The sequence below is a fragment of the Sodalinema gerasimenkoae IPPAS B-353 genome (assembly GCF_009846485.1).
GTDB classification, from domain to species: domain Bacteria; phylum Cyanobacteriota; class Cyanobacteriia; order Cyanobacteriales; family Geitlerinemataceae; genus Sodalinema; species Sodalinema gerasimenkoae.
This window is the reverse complement of the sequence record NZ_ML776472.1, coordinates 4216167-4241851: the sequence shown is the minus strand read 5'-3', so window position 1 is coordinate 4241851 and position 25685 is coordinate 4216167. Positions and strand designations below refer to the sequence as shown.

The following is a 25685-nucleotide window of genomic DNA, read 5'->3' as shown; positions in this document are numbered from 1 at the left end:
ATATGAATAAAATGAACCCTCTGACAGACCGATGCTTGATCTCCCGAGAAGGGAGTCAGGAGAGTCCCTATTTTTTTTGCATCGGTTCCTGATATACCGGTTGTTTGGGTTCCTGATAAACGGGTTCCTGATACACCGGTTCTTTCGCGTCCTCATACACCGGTTCTGGGGTAGGTGTAGCCTCCGGCTGGGGAACGTTCTCCTCAACCGAGGGTTCAGCCAGGGGTTCCGGGATAACGTCCTCCTCCCAATCAGAGTTCACCGTTGAACTGGGAGGATTGTCCCATTCCTGAACCGCCGTCTCTTGAGAATCAGGTCTCGGAGTGGGTTCAGCCGCTTGTCGGGCCCGTTCCCGTTGTCGTTCAACCCGTTCGCGCGATCGCCGGGCTTCTTCTTCATCCTGGGCCACTTGCGCCCGGATTAGGAACTCATCGCGATCGCCCTCAAACCGAGATTGACGGGCCGTTTCCAGGGCCGCGCGATCGGCGGCGTCACTTCCACTAGACTCGATTAACTCATACTCCAACTCTCCCCGTTCATTGCGACGGGCGCGAATCAGAGGATCTCGTTCCAATCTGTCTGAGTCAGACGCTTCATAGGTTCCCTCGCAGCCTTCCGCGCAGGCTAAACCCCCTCCTGTTCCCGTTCCCGTTTCTGACGTAGTGGGAGAGGGGGCTGGGGGAGGAGAGGGCCGACCTTGGCGACTGGGGGCTACAGGCGATCGCAAAGCTTGGGGGCGATCGCGCGTCTCCTCATCCCCTGCGGATGACCCTTGGGAGGACTCACTCCCCGAATTAAACAGTCTCGTCGCCATCGTCCCCGGTGTAATGGGGCTGGCGTTAACTGTGTCCGTGACCGACTCCGACCGTAACGAGTCTTCCGCCAGAGGGTCTTCCGTTATAGACTCCTTCACCAGAGACTCCTCCACCCACGTTGGTTCAGTCAGGGACCTGTCCTCTAGTGAGTCCGGCGTGACATCCTGACTCCTCTCAACCGGGGTTGACCCATCAGCGACCTCAGCCGGAAAATCGGGAGTAAAATTCACATCCGCCTCCAGAGGACTCGCCTCCAGGGGGGAACTGTCGCTAACTGGGTCTGGCGTTGAGTCTAAAGGGTCCACCGCTGCGGGGGCGAACTCTTGCAAAAGCACCAATTCTAGGGGTTCGTCGGCTTGAACCCGGGGAAGATCGGGCGATCGCGTCAATAGCCCAGCGCCGATCACCACACCATGGGCGATCGCCGACCCCCCCAAACAGCCCCACAACAGCCGTTTTAGCCGTTGAATGTCCTGCGATCGCTGGTCTTTAATTAACTGGCTGTACTGTAACATTGCGCCCTCTTCTCGATAAACACGTCAAAATCGCTCATTAATCATAAGCAAGCCTTGTGAATCGCCCTTAGCCTGCGTCCTTATATTTATTGCCACTTATTGTTAATAAACTTGCCCCAACCCTAGGCGGGTCAGTCATCGCTCAACCTTGACAGACGGTCATAGGAGTTGCCATATCAGAGACTTAAGACAGCTCAAGAGACGGAACTCATTATGGAGCTAATTAGTATATCTTGGCAATAAGGGACTGGTCATTCCCTCAAATTCCCCTAAGCTGAAGAGAGTGATCATCACCAGTTCCCCGTTCCCCCACCCCCATGTCCCAAAGCCAAGACCTTCTCACTCAAATTCCCGGTAATCCCTGGCGAGGCTTACAAAGCGCCGATCGCCGCTGGAGTCAACTGCGCCAAACCCCTCCCCCCAGTCCTCAGGTTGTCCAGGAATCCCCAGACTCCCTCGGAGAGTGCGAGTGGGATGTAGTCATCTGTGGTGGAACCCTGGGAATCCTCCTGGGGGCAAGTTTAGCCCAACGGGGATGGCGGGTAGCCATTTTGGAACGAGGAGTCCTCAAAGGGCGCGACCAGGAATGGAACATCTCCCGCAGTGAATTGCAAACCTTTGTCGAGTTGGAGTTGTTGACTCCCGAGGAATTGCAGACGGCGATCGCCAGTGAGTATAACCCAGCCCGGGTAGCGTTTCCCGGAAGTCCAGAAATCTGGGTCGAGGATATCCTCAACATCGGCGTCGATCCCGTCTATCTCCTCGACATCCTAAAACAGAAATTTCTCGCCGCTGGGGGAACCCTCCTGGAACAGATTAGTTTTCAAAGGGCCGAGATTCATCCCGACGGGGTGCGAGTGACCACAGATGGCCAAGTTCTCACCACTCGCCTACTTCTCGATGCAATGGGGCATTTTTCCCCCATTATCCAACAAATTCGCGGCCAGCAACGGCCCGATAGCGTCTGTTTGGTGGTGGGAACCTGCGCCCAAGGCTATCCTAAAAATGAGACAGGAGATTTATTCGTCTCCTTCACCCCGATTCTCAACCAATGTCAGTATTTCTGGGAAGCCTTCCCGGCCCGAGATGGACGCACCACCTATCTATTTACCTATCTCGACACCCATCCCGATCGCTTTAGCTTAGAGTTTTTCTTTGACGAATATCTGCGACTTCTCCCCGAGTATCAACAATGTCAACTCGATCAACTCGACGTCAAACGGGCCTTATTTGGGATGTTTCCCAGTTATCGCAATTCCCCCGTGCGATCGCCCTTTCCCCGACTTCTCCCCATTGGCGACAGTAGCGGCAGTCAATCCCCCCTCAGTTTCGGCGGTTTTGGGGCCATGGTGCGTCACCTGAACCGGCTAACCCAGGGAATTAGTGAAGCCTTAACCGCCGATTGTCTCGATCGCCCATCCCTAGACCTCCTACAACCCTATCAACCCAATCTCTCCGTCACCTGGCTATTTCAACAAACCATGACCGTCGGCGCAACAGAAACCGTCAGAGACGACCAAGCCATCAATGGGTTATTAGCCGCCGTATTTCAAGCCATGAACGCAGCCGGGGATGAGGTGTTACGTCCCTTTTTGCAAGATGTCGTCCAATTTGGCAGTTTATCCCAAGCCCTATTTCGGACTTCGATTTCTAGTCCTCTAACCGTGGCGAAAGTGGTTCCTCAAGTGGGGATTCCCCCGTTACTCAATTGGCTACGTCACTATCTCGCGTTGGGAGGCTATCAAGCCTTGAATCCCCTGGGGCGGGCGATCGCGCAATGGAGTCGTGAGTCTGACAATCCCCAGCAACGCTATCAACTCCGGCGTTGGGCTGATGCTTGGTATTACGGATCTGGAAATGATTATGAGGAAACGTCAAGGTTTTGATACAAATCTTTCAACTTTAAATCAACGCCTAAAGATTCCAAAACAACATTCTGTTCAGGGTCTTGATATTCAGTCATCAACCACTGATTAGAATTTTGCTTGAGATGCTGTTCCACATACATCTTAGACTGGTCAATTAGGAGATATTCTCGGAAGCTGGGAATGGTTCGATACGCCGCAAATTTCTCACTGCGGTCATCGTTGCGGGTGGAATCGGATAGAACCTCGGCAATAAAGACTGGATTTAAAATTGTATCTTTTCGCCTCTCTTGAAGTTCAATTGGAGTTGGAAGAACCAGAATATCAGGATAGGTATAAAGGTTCGCTTGAGGAACCCAAAGGCGCTGATCCGCCAGAAATAAACGATAGGGTTTTCCCGCCAGGGACAAACTTAGAATGACCGTCAAGACGCGGATGAGTTCATTGTGATTTGGAGTTCCCCCAGTCATTTCAATTATGTCTCCATTGCGATATTCATGGCGAACTGAGGCTATTTCTTCTAATTCCAGATAGTCAGCAGGGCTGTAGGTTTGCGTTGATGTTACTATCATAGGTAGGTTGTCCTGTTGAGGTACAAGTTCTTTTTTCAATTAACTAACCTGAGATTTAAGAAGAAAAAATAGAGGCAACTTCCACCTCAAACTCAGGAAATAAGGGGGAGGTTAGGCGATCGCCCTCTAGCAAGGTCTGAACCCGCTGGAGTTGGGCATCCTGACGACGATACACCTCCAACGTTTTCAGCCACCAATTCACCAGCCAATACTCCTGAACCCCATAGAGAGAATAGAGTTTTAACTTCACCTCGCGATCGCGTTGTTCATTAGTTTCCCCTTGAGAGAGAATCTCTACCACCAACTCCGGGGCCACCGTCAAATGTCCCGACGCATCCACCCCAGTCTCTAACCGAGATTGACTGATCCAGACCAAATCAGGAATCACCGCATCCCGAGGACTAAAAATCAGCCCTGGAGTCGCCAGAGGCCGACCTAAGCCCGTTTCCCGAGACCAGACTTGGAGTTCAAACTGGAGATTTCCACTAACATCCTGATGACGAAAATGAGGGGCGCGAGTCACAAACAGGTCTCCATCAATGATTTCATAGCGAGTCCAACCCCCATCATCGGGCATCGCATCGAGATCGCGAATCGTCCAAACCTGTGTCGGTGTGACCATGAGCAGTCCTCATCAAAACAAAATTAACACTAAACCAAATAGGGCATAGGCCCAGCCCGTTCATCCAAGACTGACCCTATACCCTATGCTAAGCCAAACTAACCCCACTTAGGAGGTCTCAAACAATCATGACGCCTCACCGGTTAAGCGCATCTCCGCCCGAACCATCGACTCCCCTAAAATCCGTTCAATCTTGAAGCCAAGATGTTCAGAAATGCGTTGCATGGCCCGGTTATCCGAGAGAATTTCGGCAAAGACCAAATCAACACCTTCCGCGCGGGCAATTTCAATCGAACGGCGAGTCATTTCCGTCCCTAACCCCTGATGCTGGAAGCGATCGCTTACCAATAAGGAATACTCCGCATCACGGGTTCCGTGAATCAGACTCAAACGGGCCACCCCGACAAGTTCATGTTCTCCCGTCTCAGGATTGCGATAGTCCGCAATCAGGGCCATTTCCTGGTCGTAATCAATAAAACACAGGCGGGAGAGGCGTTCATGAGTCACCCGACGACTGAGTTGAAAGGCGTGAGCGTAGCGGAGATACACACTTTCGTCTGAGAGGCTTTCGTGGAACTTCACCGCCATGGGTTCATCTTCCGGGCGGATGGGGCGAATGGTCACCTCCCGTCCATCGCGAACCGTCCACTGTCCCACATACTGACTGGGGTAGGGGCGAATCGCCGGTTTCGGTAAATGGGCCACATCCGTATCCGGTGGATGGAGTACCACCCGTGCATCCAGAGAAATCAAGCGTTCGGGACTCGCCAGGAGGGGATTGACCTCAATTTCCTTAATCCAGGGCTGTTCGACCACCAAATAAGAAAAACGCACCAGCAGTCGTTCTAGGGCCACCAAATCGATGGGATCTCGTCCGCGAATCCCCTGGAGGGCGGTATAGATTTTTGTGTTTTCCATCAAACGGCGGGCCAGGGTAGTGTTGAGAGGAGGAAGCCCCAGGGCGCGATCGCGGAACACCTCCACCAACTGTCCCCCCGTTCCAAACAGCAATACCGGACCAAACTGAGGATCTAAACTACTGCCAATAATCAGTTCATAGCCGTCGAGTTTCAACATCGGCTGAACCGTCACCCCATGGAAATCTTCCTCGCTATGGAGTTCACTAACGCGATCGCGAATCCGTTGATAGGCCTTCTCCACCGCCTCTTGGTCATTGAGGTTCAGTTGTACCCCTCCCACGTCCGTTTTATGGGTGATGGTTTCTGAGAGGAGTTTCAACACCACCGGATAGCCCATATCCTTGGCGGCAGCTATGGCCTCCTCCACCGTCTTAGCGATGCGAGTTTCAACAATGGGGATGTCATAACTGGCCAGGAGTTGCTTCGACTCAAACTCCGTTAACAGAGTCCGCCCAGCATCTCGGACAGTCTGAATAATCATATGGGCTAAGGGAAGGCGGCCTGCCGTTTCCTCCTCCTCATCATCCTGCACCAACATCGGCGTTTCATACAAACTGCGCAAATTGCGGCTATAGCGCCACATATAGTTAAACATCCGCACCGCCGTATCGGGATACGGAAACGCCGGGATATTGGCCTGATTGAGAATCCGGGCCCCGGCTTCCACATCCGCCCCCCCCATCCAACTCGCAAAGATAGGCTTTTTATTACGGCCTTCTATAGGACAAGCTTTCAGTTTCTCCGCCGTCTCCGTGGGGGAGGTCATGGCTTGAGGCGTTAAGACCACAATCAAGCCATCACTATTGGGATCTTGCACCGCCACTTGTAAGGCCTTGGCATAGCGATCGGGATCGGCATCCCCCAAAATATCAATGGGGTTGCCATGACTCCATTGAGGCGGCAAAATCTCATCGAGACGGTCCAAGGTTTCCGGGGCCAGTTCCGCCAGTTTCCCTCCTTCCGTAATGAGAGTATCCGTGGTGAGGACACCGGGACCCCCCGCGTTGGTCAAAATCGTTAAACGGGGGCCTTTCGGGCGCGGTTGTTTAGCCAACAGTTCCGCCATATAGAACAAATGGGCCAAGTGATACACGCGCAACACCCCTGACCGTCGGAAGGCGGCATCCAAGACCTCATCACTCCCCGCTAAGGCCCCAGTATGGGAGGCAGCGGCCTTAGCAGCGGCTTCAGTGCGTCCAGCTTTGATGACAATAATCGGCTTACTGAGGGCAACTTCTCGGGCCGCCGACAGGAAAGACCGGGCATCGCCAATGGACTCCATATAGATGACAATGCTTTCCGTGCGGGGATCATCGCCAAGATAGTAGATGAGATCCCCCCAACCCACATCCAACATTGACCCCAAGGAGACAAAGGCACTAAAGCCCACATTAGATTGAAAACTCCAGTCTAAAATGGAGGTACACAGAGCGCCACTCTGGCTAATAAAGCCCACACTTCCGGGACGGGCCATGGAACCGGCAAAGGTCGCATTAAGACCTGATAAGGGACTCATCACGCCCAAACAGTTGGGTCCGACAATGCGCATTTTGCCCCGGGCGGCTTCCAAGATTTGTCGTTCGAGTTCTCGGCCCGCTTCCCCCACTTCCTTAAATCCCGCCGAGAGGATAATTGCCCCGCGCACGCCAGCGGCAACACATTGGCGAATCAGATCCGGAACCGTGGGGGCAGGAGTAGCAATGACTGCTAAATCCACTTGGGCGGGGACTGAGGCAATGTCAGGATAGGCTTTAATCCCCAGGACGCTACTGCGTTTGGGGTTGACCGGGAACACCGTCCCGCCAAAGGGGTGACTGATCAGATTCCACAGCAACGTCCGCCCTACGCTGTTCGGCTTTTCTGTGGCGCCAATTACGGCAACATTTGTTGGAGTAAAAATGGCTCGCAGTAAATCACTTTGAGACCGCAGAACATCATGAGCCGGATCGGTTTTATAGGGGATTGTCGTAACCATAGGTTGACTCCATTAAAAAACGATTTTTAGGACAATTGAATGGCAATTTAAGGGCTGGGATCATGGATCAGCAGGACTGCACCAAGTTCCCGTAACTCTACTAGCATCATGACATTCGCCCTTATATCGTCCCAGGACAAGTGACCGAGAGTGAAGGCATGATATGCCCTTAGTCTCCATTGGCCTCAGTGTACCGGGAGATCCCGAAACAATGCTGAATTTTAAGATAGTTTTACTATTGCTTCATATTAATTAGAAAAAGTTGCAAAATGTAGGTAAGACTTGCTACATTTTAAGGCTCTACTGGATTGAAGGTAGTGTACCGGATCACAAATCAAGGGGGGGCGGGTCTGAGAAGGACCTAGCATCTCGTAGAAGGCTGTCGGGGAGGGAGTTTGGCCCTAGGCTGCGACTCACGAACTCAGGTCGCCCAAAATCCAACCTAGGTTCAGGTGCCCTCAGGCCACGAACCCGAGTACAACCGATATCCCCCACCTTGTAACACCCCACGCCGGTCTTGATGATGTCTTATTTACCCACCATTTTCCCTAGTTTCCTACGCCTATGAATGTCCGTCATGCTCACTCGAATGACCTCTCGGCGATTGTGGGAATTTATAATGCCGCTATTCCGGGGCGAATGGCGACGGCGGATTTAGCCCCAGTATCCGTTGAGAGTCGCCGTCCTTGGTTTGCGGGGCATTCTCCTCATCAGTATCCTCTCTGGGTGACGGAACGAGATAATCGGGTGGTGGGTTGGCTTAGTTTTCGTCCGTTTTATGGTCGGCCCGCCTATGAAGCGACGGCGGAACTGGCAATTTATATTGACCCAGAATATCAGCGACAAGGGTTGGGACGGTTCCTTTTGGATTTGGCGGTGGCCAATGCTCCCATGTTGGATCTCACGACACTCCTGGCGTTTGTGTTTGCTCATAACTTGGCAAGTTTGGGTCTGTTTGAGCAGGCGAAGTTCCAGGAGTGGGGCTATTTGCCGAGGATTGCTCAACTCGATGGCGTGGAACGGGATTTGATGATTTTAGGGCATCGGCTCGGGTCTGGGCGATCGCCCTTGCAGAGGTAGTCTGGGTCCGATTTTAGGGACGTACCTTAAGTTGAGGATGACCCCTGAAGAGAGAATTTCTGGGTGGACTTTTCCACAGTTTTTCCACAGTTGTTGACCTCGGGTAGCCAGGAAGAAAAGCTGATTAATTCAACTTTTCCACAGTTTCCACAGGAACTTAAGTTAAGACATTTTTTGTGAAAATTTAACCCTTGTTAACCTTAGATAGAACCGCCGATAGAACGGCCAAGGCCGGGATAATCTGTAACGGATTGTGACGTTTTCCTGGATAAACCGGTGAACTTTCAGGCAAAAACTTGACAAAATCCTCACCTGTGCTAAGAACAGGACTGTAGTAGTATAGTATCCATCACCGCCTGGGAACAGTGATAAACGTGAGTGTCCGAAGGGTTGGCTTGAGGCGTCATCTCCACGGAGATGGGCAGGTCGTCTTCGATCAAGCCAATCCATAAACTGTCTGAGAGCGCGAAACAGTTGACCCTAGTTTTACATCAATACTCATAGACATACCCTCGCCCTCAAGTACCCACCCCCGACATCGGCCATTGTCTCATCTTAATCATTATGAAACCCTTACGAAATCTATTGTGCTTCCTATTGGGGACAAGCCTGTTCCTAAGCCTAAACCTATTCTTGCCCAATTTACCCCTGTTGCGCCAGGGAGCCGTGGCTGCTCAGCCGTCCGATGACCTAGTGGTTCATAAATCCATTAGCTTCAAAACCCACCCCGAGATGAGTGGAAGCGGGGAGAAATCCCTTAAAGCCCTGCCATCGAGGGGCGATCGCCAACTGGCCCAGCGGCCGCTGCTGCAAGAACAAGGCCGTTTAACCAACCGTAGTTCCCGACTACGAGATGGCAGTCGCTACAATGTCTATGAATTTTCAGGCAATGCGGGGCAGGAGGTTCGCATTCAACTCGAAAGTTCAGACTTTGATACCTATCTAATTCTCCTTGGCCCCAACGATCGGCCCCTAGCCGAGAACGACGATCGCGCCCCTGGGGATACCAACTCCGAACTCGTCCTCAACCTTCCTGAAAATGGAACCTATCGCATTATTGCCAATGCCCTCAATTCTCGGGGCCGAGGCAACTACGCGCTGGCCGTGTACCCAGTTGGTTCGACCAACACCGCCCAGCAAAAACCCGATCCCAACGCTCCCCAGGAACCCGCCGCCCCCGTTTCCCTCAATGAGCGGGAGGCCCTACTGGCCCAAGCCGATCGCTACCATCTCCAGGGGAATTACCGAGAAGCCGAACGGCTCTACCGTCAAGCCAAACCGGAGTTTCCCGCCGAAGGAAGTATCCAAATTGCCGAAGCCATCACGGAGGATCAACTCTCCCCAGCCGGTCGCGTCTATTGGAATAATGTTCAAGAGGGCCTAGCTGAAGACCGCGAATCTCAGGTTGAAGCCTCCTTAGATCTTCTCTTTGCAGAAGCTCCTGGGTTTGCGCCTCCCTATACCCTCATTGCCCAACGCCATCTTGATGAGGGAGACACCGACGAGGCGATCGCCTTCCTCGAAGAAGCCACCTCCCGCTTCCCCGGTTCCTATGAATTAGCGCGAATGCTGGCGGAAACCCTACGAGCCGATGGACAACGCCTAGAAGCCTCCATCGCCGCTCGGGAATTTGCCATTGTCAACCCCGAACATCCCCAAGCTGGGGAGATGACAGAATTAGCAGAAGATTATCTGAGCAGTTTCCGGGGTCGCCTACGGGAAAGTATTGCCCTGCGCGGTCTGGGCGGTTTAGCCGTCGGCGTGTTAACTGGGCGCACCACCTCCACCGTGTTTCAGGCCATCAACCTGGCTCAATTAATGATTGCTGGAGAATCTCGCCTCGGGGAACAAATCTCGCAACAAATCCAGGGCCAACTACGGATGGTGAGTGACCCAGAAATTCTCGGCTATGTAGATGAGTTAGGCCAGGACGTTGCTCGTTATATGGGACGAGATGAGTTTGACTATGAGTTTTTCGTGGTCGATGACGAGAATCTCAATGCCTTTGCCCTCCCTGGTGGTAAGGTCTTTGTCAACACCGGTGCAATTTTAGCGGCTAACTCCGAGGCGGAACTAGCGGGGTTACTGGGCCATGAAGTGGGCCATGCGGTTCTCTCTCACGGTTTCCAGCGTGTGGTTACTAATAACCTCCTGGCGAACTTATCTCGGGAAATTCCCTTTGGTAACTTGTTGGGAACCCTAGTGAGTTTGGACTACAGCCGTAAACATGAACGCCAGTCCGACATTATTGGCACTCGGGTGATTCACAGTGCCGGGTATGCGGCGGATGGCTTACGCAACTTCATGCAAACTCTGCGCGAACGTCATGGTGGTGGGCCTGCAATTCCCTATCTCTCCACTCACCCGGCCCCGCGCACTCGGGTTCGTTATATGGAGGAGTTGATTGAGCGGAATAATTACAACCGCTACAGCTTTGAAGGGGTGGAACGCCACGCTCAAATTAAGGCTCGGTTGTCGTAGTTTGAGGGTGATGTCTTGACCGGTGGCCGTAACGTCTTTCGGGGCGTTACGGTTTTTTTGTGCCTGTTGCTGTTTCGGGGGGGTCTAGGTGAGGAGGGCGATCGGGCGATCAATTCTGGAGCAATTTCAGTGGTAGAGTACAATCCAGTCGTCTGAGACCGATACTTAAGATTAAGGAGATCAAGTTGTTATGTCCTTTTCCGAATCTCAAAGTAATACTGTTCCGGTTCAGCTTCCCAATGGGGCGGTGGTTAACGTTGAAGTCACCAATACCGGGCGAGAGGACGTTGGCTTTAATGTGAAACAGTTTCAGCCCGTGGCCGATGTGATCGAAGGGGTGGTGGAGATGATTGCCGCTCCTATCCGCAAGGCGAAACCGAAGAAGGCGACCGTAAAGTTCGGCATGGAACTGGAGATCAAGTCTGGGGAATTGACAGGAGTGATAGTCCAGGGGTCTGGAAAGGCAAATTTGGAAATTACCCTAGAATGGGAGGCACAGCCTAAGAGTTAAGCCGTGATTTTGCTAGAGACTCTGGTGCAGCACTCTACCGTGAAATTGTCCCTTCCTGGTCAACAGGGGTGGGGGACAGGCTTTTTTGTGGCTCCGGGTTGGATTCTCACCTGCGCTCATGTAGTACGCCAAGCGGCTGATCGGCCAGTCACTGTTTTTTATCAAGAACAGCATCTGTCGGCGATGGTGAAGAAGATAGCCGACGATGGTAAAACTCTTGACCTGGCTCTTATTGAACTATCTGAACCGTTGTCGAATCATCCTTGTGTGCTATTGGACTTGCATAAGGAGCCAGTCGCCAACGGTGAAAAACTTTATGCCTACGGCTATTTAAGTTCTTACCCCCATGCAGCCCCTGTGCATCTGGTCAATGAAGGATTGACGGGAGACCAGCCACCCTTACTGAAATTGAAACAGGCACAAATTGAGTCTGGAATTAGCGGTGCGGCATTACTTAACCTCAGGTCACGTCAGGTTTGCGGCATGGTCAAGGAAACCCGTAATGCCAATTTTGATCTTGGCGGTGGGGCAATTCCAACAAGGGTCATTTTGGAGCAATTCCCGGAGTTGCGAGAGCGTCAGCAGGCGTTTCATGAAAGCGATAAGCGTTGGCTCAATCTCCTGGCACCGCAAGCCAAAATCGACTTTCAGCCCTATTTAAAGTCCATCCGGGACGATGAAGACTATCAAGAAGGGCAAGAGGTTTACACCCCCACAACCCTCGAAGATCGGCGGCCTGTGCGAGGGCGGGAAACGGCTAAGCCTGGCCAACGGCGGTTTTCCTCGCGCTTGAAGTTGCGGGTGGAAACGGTAAAGCGCGACCAACAGGGGCAGGAGTATCCTCCTGATGAATCCCAGGAAGGGAAAGAGCAGGTTAAACAATGGGATGTATTAGAAGGGCTGCGCCAGTATGCGACGGATCATGTAGTCTTGATTGGCAAACCGGGATCGGGAAAGTCCACCTCCCTGGAACGGTTACTCTGGGAGGAGGCGGAGCGAGCGTTGCACGATGCCAAGGCTCGGATTCCGGTGTTGCTGAAATTGCGCAACTGTAGGAGCAGCATCGAACAACTGATTCGAGATTTCCTCATCGGGCATCAGGTGACTCTGGAACGACAGGACATTGAGGAACTGTTGGGCCAGGGCAAGTTCTTATTGTTGCTCGATGGCTTGAATGAGTTACCGGAAAGCTTCAGAACGGAGATAAAGAATTTCCGCGATCGCTATCACCGGACAACAGCGATGATTGTCTCAACGCGGGATTTGAGTCTCGGTGGCACGTTGGGGATTGAAAAGACTCTAAGAATGTTGCCCCTGACGAAAGGGCAAATGCGGGAGTTTGTGCGGGGGTATCTGGGTGAGGAGGGCGATCGCTTATTTCAGCAGCTTCAGGGCGACAGGCTGCGCAAGTTTGCTGAAACGCCACTGTTGTTGTGGATGCTTTGTCGAGTGTTTGCCCAAAGCGGTCAGGTTCCCAGGAATTTGGGGTTAGCCTTTCGGGAGTTCGCCAAACTCCATGACCAAGAGATCCAAGAGGATGCCGCAACAGATTCGAGGGAACAGTGGCCGAAGCTGCTACGCCATCTAGCTTTTGTGATGATGCAGGGGAAAACGCCTAAAGACTTGCGGCTCTCGATTCCCAGGGAGGAAGCCGAAGACTGTTTAACTGAGTATTTGCAGCAAAAGGGTCGGGCAAATCCTAGAGGTTGTGCGGAACACTGGCTCAAAGATCTACTGAAATACCATTTGATCCAACCGGTAATGCAGCCAAACTTTGAAGAACATCTGGAGTTTCGCCACCAACTGATTCAGGAGTATTACGCAGCGGAATCCTTACTGCGACGCCTGCCCCATCTAAGCGATGAGGAACTGAAGCGAGATTATCTCAACTATTTGAAGTGGACAGAACCCGTAGCATTGATGTTGGCGCTGCTGGATGAGGAAGCCACCGCCTTGCGGGTGGTGCGGTTAGCAATGGATGAAGTGGATTTAATCTTGGGGGCGCGGCTGGCTGGGGAGGTGAAGCCTTACTTTCAATACGCTACCGTCGGTTTGATTGACGAGAAGGAACTGCCTCTTAAGCTCAAAGTTCAATGCTGGGAGGCAAGCCACTCCGAGCAAGCCGTTAAGGAGTTGCTCGTTGCCCTCAAGGACTCAGACAAGGATGTGCGTAGGAGAGCCGCCTGGGCCTTAGGTGAAATCGGCAGTGAGCAAGCGGTTGAGGGATTACGAAATGCTCGCAACGACCCCGATATCTCTGTGCGTAGGAGAGCCACCTGGGCGTTAGGGAAAATCCGCAGTGAGCAAGAAGTTGAGGGGCCACGAAATGCCTTCAATGACCCAGGCAAGGTTGTGCATAGCAAACCTACCACGACTTTGGAACAAATCGTTAGTGGGCAAGCGGTCGAGGAGTTGCTCCCTACCCTTAAGCACCCAGACATATCTAAGCGTAAGAGTGCCGCCTATGCCTTGGGTAAAATCGGCAGTCAGCAAGCAGTTGAGGGGTTGCTCACTGCCCTTAAGGACTCAGATATCTCTGTACGTGCCAGTGCCGCCTTAAGCAGTTGAGGGGTTGCTCACTGCCCTTAAGGACTCAGATATCTCTGTACGTGCCAGTGCCGCCTGGGCATTGGGTGAAATCGGCAGTGAGCAAGCGATTAAAGGGTTGCTCTCTATCCTTAAAGACTTAGACGAGGACGAGGGTGTGCGTATCAGTGCCACCCAGGCATCAGGGAAAATCGGCAGTGAGCAAGCAGTTGAGGGGTTGCTCGTTGCCCTTAAGGACTCGGACAACGATATGCGTAGTAGTGCTGCCTGGGCGTTGGGTGAAATTTCCAGTGAGCAAGCAGTTGAGGGGTTGCTCACTGCCCTTAAGGACTCAGATATCTCTGTACGTGCCAGTGCCGCCTTAAGCAGTTGAGGGGTTGCTCACTGCCCTTAAGGACTCAGATATCTCTGTACGTGCCAGTGCCGCCTGGGTGTTGGGAAAAATCGCCAGTGAGCAAGCAGTTGAGGGATTGCTCACTGCCCTTAAAGATTCAGATATCTCTGTGCGCTGTAGTGTCGCCCAAGCGTTGGGTGAAATCGGCAGTGAGCAAGGCGTTGAAGGGTTGCTTTCTGCCCTTAATGATAAGGACAGATATTTGCGTAGGACGGCTGCCGAAGCCTTGGGGCAAATCGTCAGCAAGCAAGAGGCATTGAAAAAAATCAACCGTGAGCAAATGATTGAAGCATTACTAGATGCCCTCAAAGACTGGGACTCATCTGTGCAGCGCAGTGTCGTCGAAGCCTTGGGGCAAATAGGAATTGGGAGTAAGGAAGCCGTTGAGGGGTTACTAACTCTCCTCAAGGACTCAGATAGCTTTATACTTTCAAGTGCAGCTATAGCCTTGGGGGAAATTGGCGATGCTCAACCCTTAAGTTCAAGTGTAGCTGTAGCGTTGGGGGAAATCGGCGATGCTCGACCCTTGAGTGATCTCTGGCAGTTGTATCGCCAGCGAGTGGATGTCTACCTGTGGAATGCCATTACTAAAATCCAAAACCGCTGCCAGCTCTATAACTACGAACTTTGGCAAAATGCGCCTTTACAAGAAAAATCTCCAAGGCAAAACAAGGGGGAGAATCTAGCACAGACAACAACTATTAACAATAACTTCAATTTTGGGAGCTTTAACGCCAACAATGCTGCCATAAACTTAGGCGGCACGGTCGAAGGCGATCAGATTGGGACGAATCATAATCAAACCACAAATGCAGAAATACAACAAGCCGTCGCCGACTTGCAAACTCTTCTAGCTCAACTGGAGACTCAACATCCTCAGGTCACCAGTGAACAGGAAGCCTCAGCCATTATCGAGGCTGAATTCACCGAAATTCGCCAAACTCCAACCCACCGACTTGCCACCCTCCGCAAGCAGATCCTCAACCCAGAACGTCACCTGCAAGCCATCAAAGCCACCCTGATTGAAGTAGCGAAGTCTACCTATGAAAAGAGCCCCATCGTCAAGGGGATAATCACTTACCTGGATAAACTCAGCGAAACCCCCGATCGCGGTGTCTAACTTGGGATGCTCCAGTTAGACATGATTGGGTTCCCGTGCCGTATTCACTCTATATCCTGTTTGAAAGGTCTTGCAATTAATTATGAGTGGTTATCTTATCTACCATCCCTCGCGAGTTGTATCACAACTTGAGAACCGGGTGATTTACCATGACTCAACCAGTGGCAATCAAGATCCCTATATTTGGAATACAGGTTTCCTTCATAGTTACTGTCATATTACTCAGATGTCTCCAACGATTGGCGATATCAATTTCTGGGTCAGCGGTGACACATTTCCCAACTTCTCCCATCTTTACTGCGATCTGGTATTTGTGGTCGCAGAAAAACAGTACTGGACTGAAGCCAACGCTATTGCCCCCAAAGACTCCTTGGTAGACACCCCTCAAGCCTATTGCGATCACTACTTCTGGGCCAGTCAGCATTTCTTCAAACGACGGCGGCGCTTTACGCTCAAAGCTGATCCAGAACGTAGTTTTCAACCGCAAAACTCCCATCAACAATTGATTGACATCGTTCCCTATCTCAACAGCCTGGGATTATCCACAGAGGAGTTACGGCAAGGGTTACGGACGGGCTTCAACTCTAAACCCTATCGCCTCTCTAGCCATGCGAAACCTCTTTACGACTATCTTGCTCAACAAGCAGCTATTAAACTGATGGGCGCAGAATTAGAAACTATCCGTAAACAGAACCCGCAACTGGCCAGTCCGTCCAGCGAAACTGAATCATGTTCTGGGTGAGGAGTCATGGAACACCAGACCCTAGGGGGGTCAATTCCCCAGGCGGTTAGACCGGATCGTCAAACCCCGGCAAAGAAGATTACAATGTCGCACGGCAACGATCGCCATTCTCTGACATTACGAGACGATTCCGAACTTCTATGACTCTAACTCGCTCCTCTGGCATCCCCAAACGACGCCGACTCATACGGCTGCTCTGGGTTGCCCTCACCCTCACCACCCTCCTACTTACCCAACTCCCCAGCCTGGCCCGACAAGACCTGGCCAGCGCCCCTCAATACGAATTTCGTGGCGTTTGGGCTGCCTCCGTGGTCAATATCGACTGGCCCTCTAGCCCCAATCTCAGTACCAGCCAACAGAAAGCAGAACTCATCGGCATTCTCAACCGAATGCAAGAGCTGAACCTCAACGCTCTAATTCTGCAAGTGCGCCCCGCTGGCGATGCCCTCTACTACTCCGACATCGAACCCTGGAGCTATTGGCTCACCGGACAACAGGGACGACCCCCCAGCCCCTTCTACGACCCCCTCGAATTCGCCATTGAGGAAGCCCACGCCCGCAACATTGAACTGCACGCCTGGTTTAACCCCTATCGCGCTAAACTCGGCGGCAACTATGACCTGGCCGCCAACCACATGGCTCGCCAGTACCCCCAATACGCCTATCCCTATCGCAACTTGATTTGGATGGACCCTGGGGCGAAAGTGATTCAGGATCGCACCTATGAGGTCATCCTCGATGTAGTCAACCGCTATAGCCTCGATGGCGTTCACCTGGATGACTACTTCTATCCCTACCCTGAACCCGGTGTTGAGTTCCCCGATGATGACACCTATGGGAAGTATCGTAAAAATGGCGGTACCTTAAGCCGCGATGATTGGCGTAGGGATAATGTTAACCGTCTGGTGCGTCGCCTCTATGAAGGCATTAAAGCCACCAAACCCGAGGTTAAATTCGGTATTAGTCCCTTTGGCATCTATCGCCCTGGCCAACCCCCTGGGATTCGGGGTATGGATCAGTTTGCTCAAATCTATGCTGACCCCAAACTCTGGCTCGAACAAGGCTGGGTGGATTATATGGCCCCGCAACTCTACTGGCGCATTGACCCTCCCGAACAGAGTTATCCTCGCTTACTCGACTGGTGGCTTGGCCAGAATCCCCTGGATCGTCATATCTATACCGGCAACTATCTCAGTCGCCTCAATAACAGCGATTGGCCGGTGAGTGAATTTCTGCGTCAGGTGGATATCTCCCGACGGGCTAATTCTCGCAAATCTCTGGGGAATATCTTCTTCAGTGTTAAGGTCTTTATGGAAAACCGGTTTGGGGTCAACGAAAGCTTCCGATCGCGCCTCTACCCAACCCCCGCCCTGATTCCCCCCATGCCTTGGCTCGATGCCCAAGCCCCCAACGCACCCCAAGGCGTTGAAACCACGGGCCATCGTATCCAGTGGCAACCCCAATACTCCGAGGACGTGCGATCGCTGGCCCTATACAAACGCCAAAACCGCCGTTGGCAGCTCGAACAAGTCCTCTCCCGTAAGCAAACCGAGGTGGAGGTGAACCCAGGACGCTACGCCCTGCGAACCGTTGATGCTCTCTCCAATCAAAGCGAAGCGGTGCAAGTCTCCGTAAGACGATAACCGACCTCCCCAACGCCTCACCCGGTGTCAGCCTCTAGGTCCTTTTCCTAGAGCCGACACCGGGTTTTGCACAGTTGGGTGTCTATGGCGCGTCTAGGCCGTTTCATCACAGACATCGAGATCGCGGTTAAAGATCTCGATCGCCTCGCGGCAACAGCCTTTGAGCTTCTCTTGCATCTCTAGAACCGGCTCCTTCCGACCGACAAAGTGCCAGCGATCCACCGTGGACAAGCGCCAGAGACGACCCAAGCCGCCAAACCCAGCCGCCTCCAAGCCGATCGCCCGCACATCAGCATCCACCGCATGAAAGCGGATCTGAATCAAAATACTGCGACAATGACAGCGGAAGCTATAGCCAGGAAAGTGGAAACTAATATCAATTGAATCAGGATCTAACATCTCCCGCGTTTCCACATCATCGGTCCAGGGCTTGAGATCAGAGCGCAAATCCGGAAACTCCGTCTTAAACAAGTTGACTACCGCCGCAATCTTACTAGCAATACGGAAATCCTTAGCTTGTTCGGCTGCATTCAAGGTCCATCCCCCCTTTCTCAACGTCATGCCGTCATGCCCACTCATGATGAGCGGGGACTCTATATTGCTTAACTTTAGCGTACTGAGAATCTCAACAGGTTCCCAGGGAACCTCAATCCGGGGTTCCCGAGGAATCTCCGCCATCGTTAACAAGAGGGGAATGGGCCCAGCCAGGCATTAGCGACTAGCCTCACAGCCAGCCATGGCGTGCCAGCGCACCATTTCATCGGTATCTTCTAGGAGCGATCGCACCACCGCCTGAGTCTCTGGTTGCCCGAAATTCCCCAACCCTAGGGCGATCGCCTGGCGAACCTGAGGAGTTTCCCGATGGGGAGGATGACCGTTCCACCAAGTCGTTAATGCTTTAGCCGCTCGGTGTTTTAAATGCTTCGGCTTCACCTGAGATAACACCCGGATCGCTTCTAAACAGAGTTGTAAACTCGGCTGAGATAACGCCGTTTGTAACAGTTCAATCGACTGGGGCCGTTGAACCCAGCCCAAGGCACGGATCACCTCCAACTTCAGAGGAACCGGCGTTTCCGACGATCGCAAACACCGGCCGAGGGCCGCGATCGCCTCTAAGGTTCCCACACGTGACAGCGCGATGGCCGCCTGCTGACTTACCGCCAAATCTAAATCCAGTAGTCGTTCCCGAAGCAACGGCACAATCACCACCTCAGGCGCTAACTCCTGAATCCACTCATGCTGTAACCCCAGGGCGATCGTCGCTTCCCGGCGTACCAAGGGAGACAAATCCCGTACCCCCTTCAATACCGGTGTCAGCAGCAGCGGATGACGATGACAACTCAACAGGGCCAGCACCTGAGCGCGAACCTCCGCATTCTCATCATCCCAAAACGGAACCACCCGTTCAACCACATCCCCATGACGAACCTGTGCCAGAGTGCGAATCCCCAACAAACGCCAGCGTTCCTCCTCAAGTAGCTCACTCAGGGGGGCGATCGCCACCTCCCCCAAATTCGCCAACGTCCGCGCCGCCATCCCCTTCACATCCTCATCCGTTGTGGCACTCGTCAGCAACTCCAGCAACGCCGACAGGGCCTCAGAGGAGTGAAACTGGCCAATCACCTGAGCCGCGAACCACGCCAACTCATCATCCTCCGGGTGCGATCGCAACAACATCAACGTCCCCTCCAGAGCCAGCTGACCAAAACTGGGCAAGCGTTTAGCCGCATCCCAGCGTTCCTGAAAGTCTCCAACCTCTAACAAGTCCAAGAGAACCCTCACGGTTTGAGACGCGACAATACTCTCCGTTGAGATCTCCGTAGCCGAGGTGGGCTGTGAACGCTTCTGAGAACCAGGTAGGGGCGTACCCTTGTGGTCGCCTGAGGAAATAAAAGTCATATAGCAATGAACAATGAACAATCAATCATGAACAACGAGGAAATTCCCTCTTAAATCTTGTCTTCAGGGATTATTGATGTCCTCTCTCATGGGGGTACAGCGAGTCAATAGGACGCGTCGAACCTCTGCACCAGACGAGCACCTATTCAAGCTTGACCCAAATTGCTCCCAGATGCCAAGGCAGTTTACACATGAAATGCTCGATTTAATGTATAAATTGCATGACCTTGATGCGCAACTCAAAAAAAAACTATTTTTTTGTAGTCAACACTACGAAATAGTCCTAGAACTTCTTTTAACGTTAGACCCAACATGACCCTTACACCAACTCGCTCCCAGGCAGCACCAACAAGAAAACCCCAAAAAGCGCGAACTGCTCCAGTTTTAGTAACTCCTAAATCCACTCATGAAATCAATTATCTAGCACCTATAAAGCAATAAATCCCCATTTAGGGACAGTTTTACCCCTATCACTTCTGAAGTCAAACCCAAACAAACTATCATGACACCCTCCGCATCCGCCCCAACAAAACTCAACAAATTTGAGAAATACAAAGTCGAAAAAGATGGCTTAGCCGTCAAAGAGGAACTAGAAGAGTTCAGTCGTCTAGGTTGGGAAGCCTTAGACGAAACCGACCTGGTTCATCGTCTCAAATGGTTAGGCATCTTCTTCCGACCCGTTACCCCCGGTCAATTTATGCTGCGCTTACGGATTGCCAACGGCATTCTCAACAGCGACCAACTGCGAGTCCTCGCCGGCATCGTCCAACGCTATGGAGACGACGGCAGCGCCGACATTACCACCCGGCAAAACCTGCAACTGCGGGGGATTCGCTTCGAGGACTTCCCCGATATCCTGCACCAACTTCAGCAGACGGGTCTCACCAGCGTCCAGTCCGGCATGGACAACGTCCGTAACATCACCGGCTCCCCCGTCGCTGGCATTGATGGCGCCGAATTTATCGACACCATCCCCCTCTGTCAAACCATCCAGGATGCCATCACCAACCATGGCCAAGGCAACCCCGACTATACCAACCTGCCCCGTAAATTCAACATTGCCGTCGCCGGGGGCCCCGATAACTCCGTCCATGCCGAAATCAACGACATCGCCTACGTTCCCGCCTTCAAAGATGGCAACTTCGGCTTCAACGTCTTAGTCGGGGGCTTCTTCTCGGCCAAACGTTGCGAAGCCGCCATCCCCCTCAATGCCTGGGTCACCGCCGAGCAACTGGCAGACCTCAGTTGCGCCATTCTACGGGTCTTCCGCGATCATGGCCCCCGAGCCAACCGGCAAAAATCGCGGCTGATGTGGCTCATCGACGACTGGGGTCTCGAAAAATTCCGGGCCGCCGTCGAGGCCGAACTTGGTCAATCCCTCCCCGACGCCGCACCCAAAGACGAAATCGCCTGGGACAAACGGGATCACATCGGCATCCATCCCCAAAAACAAGCCGGACTCCACTACGCCGGCCTTCATGTTCCCGTCGGTCGTCTCAACGCCGAACAGATGTTTGAAATCGCCCGCCTGGCCCAAGTCTATGGCAACAGCGAGATCCGTCTAACCGTCGAACAAAACCTCATTCTCACCGGCATTGAAAGCGCCAAACTCGACGCCTTTCAACAAGAACCCCTCCTTCAGACCTTTTCCCTCTCCCCAGCCCCCCTCGTCCGGGAACTGGTCTCCTGTACCGGTGCGCGCTTCTGTAACTTTGCCCTCGTCGAAACCAAACAACGGGCCCTGGCCCTGGCCCAAGAACTGACCGAGGAACTCAACCTCTCCCAATCCGTGCGTATCCATTGGACCGGATGTCCCAACTCCTGCGGACAGCCTCAAGTGGCGGACATTGGCTTGATGGGAACCAAAACCCGCAAAGATGGCAAAACCGTCGAAGCCGTGGATGTCTACATGGGTGGCAAAGTCGGCAAAGATGCCCAACTCGGGGAGCGAGTCATTAAATCCATTCCCTGCGAGGATCTCAAACCCGTCTTGCGAGACCTACTCCTGGAAAAATTTGGTGCTACCCCACGCTCATAAACCAGGAGATGTCCCAAACATCATTCCTCTTGACCCCCCTGAACCGTTTGGATAGTCTGCCCTATGTTAAGCAAAATAGTCTCCTTCAGCGGTCGCTACCGCATTCTCCACCTAACCTGGTTTGCCTTTTTCCTCTCCTTTGTCGTCTGGTTTAACTTTGCCCCCTTCGCCACCACCATTCAACAAGATTTCGGACTCGACAGCGGACAAATTCGCACCCTCGGGATTTGTAACGTTGCCCTCACCGTACCGGCACGGATTCTGATCGGGATGTTACTCGATCGCTTTGGTCCCCGTATCACCTATTCGGCTCTGCTCATCTACGCTGCCATTCCTTGCCTGGCTTTCTCCCTAGCGCAAGACTTCAATACCCTGGTCGTCAGCCGTTTGATGCTCAGCATCGTCGGGGCCGGCTTTGTCATTGGCATTCGCATGGTTGCCGAATGGTTCCCTCCCCGCGAAATTGGTGTTGCCGAAGGAATTTACGGCGGTTGGGGCAACTTCGGTTCAGCGGCTGCTGCCTTTAGTTTACCCACCATCGCCCTAGGACTCTCGATGTTTGCTGGGGGTGAGCTGAACTGGCGTTTAGCCATTGCCCTAACGGGATTTGCCGCCGCCATTTATGGGGTGATTTACTTCCTCAGCGTTGAGGATACCCCTCCCGGCAAAGAATATCGACGGCCCAATCGCTCCGGGGGCCTAGAGGTGACCAGTCGCAAAGACTTTGTCTTCCTGATGTTGATGAATATCCCCCTCGTGGGTATTCTCGCGGTTCTGGCTTGGCGGTTGAGCAACGTGGGCTTCCTCAGTCCCACGGCACTGCTCCTGGTTTGGGCTGCCCTCGTGGGACTCTATCTGTTTCAGGCCTACGGTTGCTGGACCACCAACGCTGAACTTCTCAAAGGTGAAAAACACTATCCCCCCGAAGACCGCTATAAGTTCAGTCAGGTTGCCATTTTGGAACTGACCTATGTGGTTAACTTTGGCTCAGAATTGGCAGTTGTCTCGATGTTGCCGGCCTTCTTTGAGTTGACCTTTGGTCTCAACCCAGCCCAAGCGGGGATGATTGCCGCCAGTTATGCCTTTATGAACCTGATGTCTCGTCCTGGAGGTGGGTTAATTTCCGACTCCCTGGGCAGTCGCAAATGGACGATGACCGTCTTAACTGCCGCTATGGGGATTGGTTACTTCTTTATGGGAGGCGTGAGCGAGAACTGGTGGCTTCCTGGGGCGATTCTGCTGACCATGGCCTGTTCCTTCTTTGTTCAAGCCGGGGAAGGCTCCACCTATGCCATTGTGCCTCTTGTTAAACGCCGGGTGACGGGACAGATTGCGGGAAATGTTGGCGCTTACGGAAATGTCGGTGCAGTGGCCTATCTGACCCTCTATAGCTTGTTACCCGAAGGGGCCACGGGAAACCTGATCTTCTTCCAAACCTTAGGGGTCTGCTCGATGGTCGTCGCCTTCCTCTGTGGCTTCTTTCTCCGGGAACCTCACGGCTCCTTTGCCGAGTTCCATGAGGGGGAGGATGAGGCCATGCAAATGGCTCCCATGGCCACCCTAAGTCATGAGTCTGGCTCAGAGGAGTCTCTATAAACGCAACACCTAATAAGTTTCTAAACGTCGGGGCCGGTGAACTGAAGGCTCCGACCGGGTGACCGGGCTGTGTATTCGATTGTGAATTGGTAATTGGAGGACGAGATCATGACAACGCCGACGAAAACCCTTTGCCCGTATTGTGGTGTCGGCTGTGGCTTAGAAGTCCAACCGCCGGCCCTACCGGGGAAAGCCACCTATCGGGATGAGGCTGGGACCCCCACCTGGCGCGTACGGGGCGATCGCCAACATCCGTCAAGTCGCGGCCGGGTTTGTGTTAAGGGCGCCACAGTCGCCGAATCCCTGGACAAAAACCGGCTGAAATACCCCATGATGCGAGATTCCCTCGATGAGCCATTCCGGCGCGTGAGTTGGGATGAAGCCCTCGATCGCATCGTCAATCGGATTCGTCAAATTCGGGTAGCCTATGGCAGCCAGGGGATTTGTATGTATGGCTCGGGCCAGTTCCAAACGGAGGATTATTACATCGCCCAAAAGCTGATGAAAGGCTGTTTGGGAACCAATAACTTTGATGCCAACTCCCGTCTCTGTATGTCCTCGGCGGTGGCAGGCTATATCCAGAGTTTTGGCTCCGATGGCCCCCCCTGTTGCTATGACGATTTGGAAAAAACCGATTGTGCCTTTCTCATTGGCACCAATGCCGCCGAATGTCATCCCATCGCCTTTAACCGCTTGCGGGACTATCACAAGAAAAATCGTAAGGTGAAATTGGTGGTGGTCGATCCTCGGGAAACCCCCACCGCTAAAGCCGCCGATTTACATCTGGCCATCCGCCCCGGAACCGATATTGATTTATTGCATGGCATTGGCCATCTGTTGTTACGCTGGCAGGCCTTTGACTCTCTATTTATCGAGGATTGTACCCGAGGCTTCCCCGAGTACACTCAGACCCTTCAGAGTTATCCCCCGGAACTGGTGGCTCGCCGTTGCAACATCCGCTTAGATGAGTTGGAACTCGCCGCTCGCTATTGGGCGGAGAATGAGCGGGTGCTGTCGCTGTGGTCCATGGGCTTAAATCAGTCGTCCGAGGGGACCGCCAAGGTGCGATCGCTCATCAACCTCCATCTCATAACCGGTTCCATCGGCAAACCCGGGGCCGGCCCGTTTTCTCTGACGGGACAACCCAATGCCATGGGAGGACGCGAAGCGGGGGGCTTATCCCATCTGCTTCCCGGTTATCGGGTGGTCAAAAACCCCCAACATCGAGCGGAGGTGGAACGCCATTGGCAACTTCCCCCCGGCCAAATCGATGCTACCCCCGGTTTAGCCGCCTGGGATATGATGCTGGGACTCGAAGCGGGCCAGGTGCAACTGCTTTGGGTGGCGGCCACCAATCCAGCGGTGAGTATGCCCGACATTGAACGGACCAAGGCCGCCCTGCGACGCTCCCCCTTTACGGTCTATCAAGATGCCTATTACCCCACGGAAACCGCCGAATATGCCCATGTCTTACTGCCGGCCGCCCAATGGGGAGAGAAAACAGGAACCATGACCAACTCAGAACGGGTGGTCACCCTCTGTCCGAAATTCCGGGATGCCCCTGGGGAAGCTCGCCCCGATTGGGAAATCTTTGCGGAGGTGGGACGACGACTGGGGTTTGAGAGCCAGTTCCAGTTCGCAGATTCGGCGGCGGTACATCGGGAGTTTGTTGCCTTGACAAAATCACGGGTTTGTGATATGAGCGGCATCAATTATGAGCTGTTGCAAGAGCGGACTGTTCAATGGCCCCACCCTGAGGGATGCGATGACCCCGAGTCAGGCCGCTATAGCAAACGCCTCTATGAGGATTTGCGCTTCCCCACTGACGATGGTCGGGCCCGCTTCTGTGCCACCCATACTCGGGGTCTAGCGGAAGCCCCTGACCCGGATTATCCCTTTGTCTTAACCACCGGGCGGGTGTATGAACATTGGCATACTCAAACTCGCACGGGACGGATTCCTAAAATCACCAAGAAGCATCCCCATCCCTTTATTGAAATTCATCCCCGAGATGCCAAGAAATTGGAGATTCTCGATGGGATGTGGGTGATGATTCGATCGCGGCGGGGTGAGGGCAAATTCAAAGCCCAAGTGACGAAGGCGATCGCCCCAGGGACCCTATTTGTCCCCATGCACTGGGGCTTCCTCTGGGCTGAAAACTCCCAAGCCAACGCTCTGACTCATCCAGAAACCTGTCCCGATTCTCTGCAACCGGAACTCAAAGCCTGTGCCGTACAGTTACATCCTCTCGGCGGCGAGGTTGAGGCATCCCAAGCGCAAGAGTCGACCTCGCAGTTGTCCCGAGTTGGGGCGCAAAATTAAGGGTGAGGACGCAAAATTTCCCCTCCCG

Annotated in this window: 18 protein-coding genes; 12 read left to right on the top strand and 6 right to left on the bottom strand. The window is 53.1% G+C overall.

Annotated elements, in window-relative coordinates; genetic code table 11:
- Window positions 1-67: 67 nt before the first annotated feature.
- Window positions 68-1330: a hypothetical protein gene (locus L855_RS18315; RefSeq protein ID WP_159790409.1), complete on the bottom strand. Its 1263-nt coding sequence runs from the start codon at window positions 1328-1330 to the stop codon at window positions 68-70.
- 317 nt (window positions 1331-1647) lie between these two features.
- On the opposite strand from L855_RS18315, the gene L855_RS18310 reads away from it, so the two are divergent.
- Window positions 1648-3216, top strand: coding sequence for an FAD-dependent oxidoreductase (locus L855_RS18310; RefSeq protein ID WP_159790408.1), 1569 nt, complete (start codon window positions 1648-1650; stop codon window positions 3214-3216).
- On the opposite strand, the gene L855_RS18305 is transcribed toward L855_RS18310, so the two are convergent.
- The 3 genes from L855_RS18305 to L855_RS18295 form a co-directional block, all read right to left on the bottom strand.
- Window positions 3192-3767, bottom strand: coding sequence for a Uma2 family endonuclease (locus L855_RS18305; protein ID WP_159790407.1), 576 nt, complete (start codon window positions 3765-3767; stop codon window positions 3192-3194). The genes L855_RS18310 and L855_RS18305 overlap by 25 nt on opposite strands.
- A gap of 55 nt (window positions 3768-3822) precedes the next feature.
- Complete coding sequence (locus tag L855_RS18300; RefSeq protein ID WP_159790406.1) at window positions 3823-4389, bottom strand: Uma2 family endonuclease; 567 nt, start codon at window positions 4387-4389, stop codon at window positions 3823-3825.
- Window positions 4390-4515: 126 nt separating this feature from the next.
- A complete protein-coding gene (locus tag L855_RS18295; protein WP_159790405.1) occupies window positions 4516-7284 on the bottom strand; it encodes a bifunctional acetate--CoA ligase family protein/GNAT family N-acetyltransferase in 2769 nt (922 codons plus the stop codon).
- Window positions 7285-7848: 564 nt separating this feature from the next.
- Here L855_RS18295 and L855_RS18290 point away from each other — a divergent pair.
- From L855_RS18290 to L855_RS18255, 8 genes are all read left to right on the top strand, one after another.
- Complete coding sequence (locus L855_RS18290; RefSeq protein ID WP_159790404.1) at window positions 7849-8364, top strand: GNAT family N-acetyltransferase; 516 nt, start codon at window positions 7849-7851, stop codon at window positions 8362-8364.
- Between the two features lie 564 nt (window positions 8365-8928).
- Window positions 8929-10845: a M48 family metalloprotease gene (locus L855_RS18285; protein ID WP_159790403.1), complete on the top strand. Its 1917-nt coding sequence runs from the start codon at window positions 8929-8931 to the stop codon at window positions 10843-10845.
- A gap of 190 nt (window positions 10846-11035) precedes the next feature.
- Window positions 11036-11356 carry a CU044_2847 family protein gene (locus L855_RS18280; protein WP_159790402.1) on the top strand — a complete coding sequence of 107 codons (321 nt, stop codon included), beginning with the start codon at window positions 11036-11038 and terminating at the stop codon, window positions 11354-11356.
- A 39-nt stretch (window positions 11357-11395) separates the two neighbouring features.
- On the top strand, window positions 11396-13924 hold the full coding sequence (locus L855_RS18275) for a HEAT repeat domain-containing protein (RefSeq protein WP_159790401.1): 2529 nt from the start codon (window positions 11396-11398) through the stop codon (window positions 13922-13924).
- Window positions 13925-13928: 4 nt separating this feature from the next.
- A complete protein-coding gene (locus L855_RS18270; RefSeq protein ID WP_159790400.1) occupies window positions 13929-14276 on the top strand; it encodes a HEAT repeat domain-containing protein in 348 nt (115 codons plus the stop codon).
- A gap of 4 nt (window positions 14277-14280) precedes the next feature.
- Window positions 14281-15417 (top strand): HEAT repeat domain-containing protein, encoded by a 1137-nt coding sequence (locus L855_RS18265; protein WP_159790399.1) that lies wholly within the window; start codon window positions 14281-14283, stop codon window positions 15415-15417.
- Window positions 15418-15499: 82 nt separating this feature from the next.
- Window positions 15500-16159: a hypothetical protein gene (locus L855_RS18260; protein ID WP_159790398.1), complete on the top strand. Its 660-nt coding sequence runs from the start codon at window positions 15500-15502 to the stop codon at window positions 16157-16159.
- 140 nt (window positions 16160-16299) lie between these two features.
- Entirely contained in the window at window positions 16300-17802 is a 1503-nt protein-coding gene (locus L855_RS18255) for a glycoside hydrolase family 10-like protein (RefSeq protein WP_159790397.1), read from the top strand.
- A 93-nt stretch (window positions 17803-17895) separates the two neighbouring features.
- On the opposite strand, the gene L855_RS18250 is transcribed toward L855_RS18255, so the two are convergent.
- Entirely contained in the window at window positions 17896-18336 is a 441-nt protein-coding gene (locus L855_RS18250) for a hypothetical protein (protein ID WP_159791183.1), read from the bottom strand.
- A gap of 177 nt (window positions 18337-18513) precedes the next feature.
- Window positions 18514-19701 (bottom strand): HEAT repeat domain-containing protein, encoded by a 1188-nt coding sequence (locus L855_RS18245; RefSeq protein ID WP_159790396.1) that lies wholly within the window; start codon window positions 19699-19701, stop codon window positions 18514-18516.
- 502 nt (window positions 19702-20203) lie between these two features.
- On the opposite strand from L855_RS18245, the gene L855_RS18240 reads away from it, so the two are divergent.
- The 3 genes from L855_RS18240 to L855_RS18230 all read left to right on the top strand — a co-directional run bounded on the left by L855_RS18240 (window position 20204) and on the right by L855_RS18230 (window position 25657).
- The gene (locus L855_RS18240) at window positions 20204-21739 is read left to right on the top strand and encodes a ferredoxin--nitrite reductase (protein WP_159790395.1); all 1536 of its coding nucleotides are present in this window, start codon (window positions 20204-20206) and stop codon (window positions 21737-21739) included.
- A gap of 63 nt (window positions 21740-21802) precedes the next feature.
- The gene (locus L855_RS18235) at window positions 21803-23335 is read left to right on the top strand and encodes an MFS transporter (RefSeq protein ID WP_159790394.1); all 1533 of its coding nucleotides are present in this window, start codon (window positions 21803-21805) and stop codon (window positions 23333-23335) included.
- A 108-nt stretch (window positions 23336-23443) separates the two neighbouring features.
- Complete coding sequence (locus tag L855_RS18230; protein WP_159790393.1) at window positions 23444-25657, top strand: molybdopterin oxidoreductase family protein; 2214 nt, start codon at window positions 23444-23446, stop codon at window positions 25655-25657.
- Window positions 25658-25685 lie beyond the last annotated feature (28 nt).

Bases quoted from the DNA above. Each gene is read 5' to 3' on its own strand.
- L855_RS18300 (WP_159790406.1), bottom strand. From the start codon at position 4,389: ATGGTCACACCGACACAGGTTTGGACGATTCGCGATCTCGATGCGATG.
- L855_RS18315 (WP_159790409.1), bottom strand. From the start codon at position 1,330: ATGTTACAGTACAGCCAGTTAATTAAAGACCAGCGATCGCAGGACATT.
- L855_RS18235 (WP_159790394.1), top strand. From the start codon at position 21,803: ATGTTAAGCAAAATAGTCTCCTTCAGCGGTCGCTACCGCATTCTCCAC.
- L855_RS18245 (WP_159790396.1), bottom strand. From the start codon at position 19,701: ATGACTTTTATTTCCTCAGGCGACCACAAGGGTACGCCCCTACCTGGT.
- L855_RS18280 (WP_159790402.1), top strand. From the start codon at position 11,036: ATGTCCTTTTCCGAATCTCAAAGTAATACTGTTCCGGTTCAGCTTCCC.
- L855_RS18230 (WP_159790393.1), top strand. From the start codon at position 23,444: ATGACAACGCCGACGAAAACCCTTTGCCCGTATTGTGGTGTCGGCTGT.
- L855_RS18255 (WP_159790397.1), top strand. From the start codon at position 16,300: ATGACTCTAACTCGCTCCTCTGGCATCCCCAAACGACGCCGACTCATA.
- L855_RS18310 (WP_159790408.1), top strand. From the start codon at position 1,648: ATGTCCCAAAGCCAAGACCTTCTCACTCAAATTCCCGGTAATCCCTGG.
- L855_RS18240 (WP_159790395.1), top strand. From the start codon at position 20,204: ATGACACCCTCCGCATCCGCCCCAACAAAACTCAACAAATTTGAGAAA.
- L855_RS18285 (WP_159790403.1), top strand. From the start codon at position 8,929: ATGAAACCCTTACGAAATCTATTGTGCTTCCTATTGGGGACAAGCCTG.
- L855_RS18290 (WP_159790404.1), top strand. From the start codon at position 7,849: ATGAATGTCCGTCATGCTCACTCGAATGACCTCTCGGCGATTGTGGGA.
- L855_RS18305 (WP_159790407.1), bottom strand. From the start codon at position 3,767: ATGATAGTAACATCAACGCAAACCTACAGCCCTGCTGACTATCTGGAA.
- L855_RS18260 (WP_159790398.1), top strand. From the start codon at position 15,500: ATGAGTGGTTATCTTATCTACCATCCCTCGCGAGTTGTATCACAACTT.
- L855_RS18295 (WP_159790405.1), bottom strand. From the start codon at position 7,284: ATGGTTACGACAATCCCCTATAAAACCGATCCGGCTCATGATGTTCTG.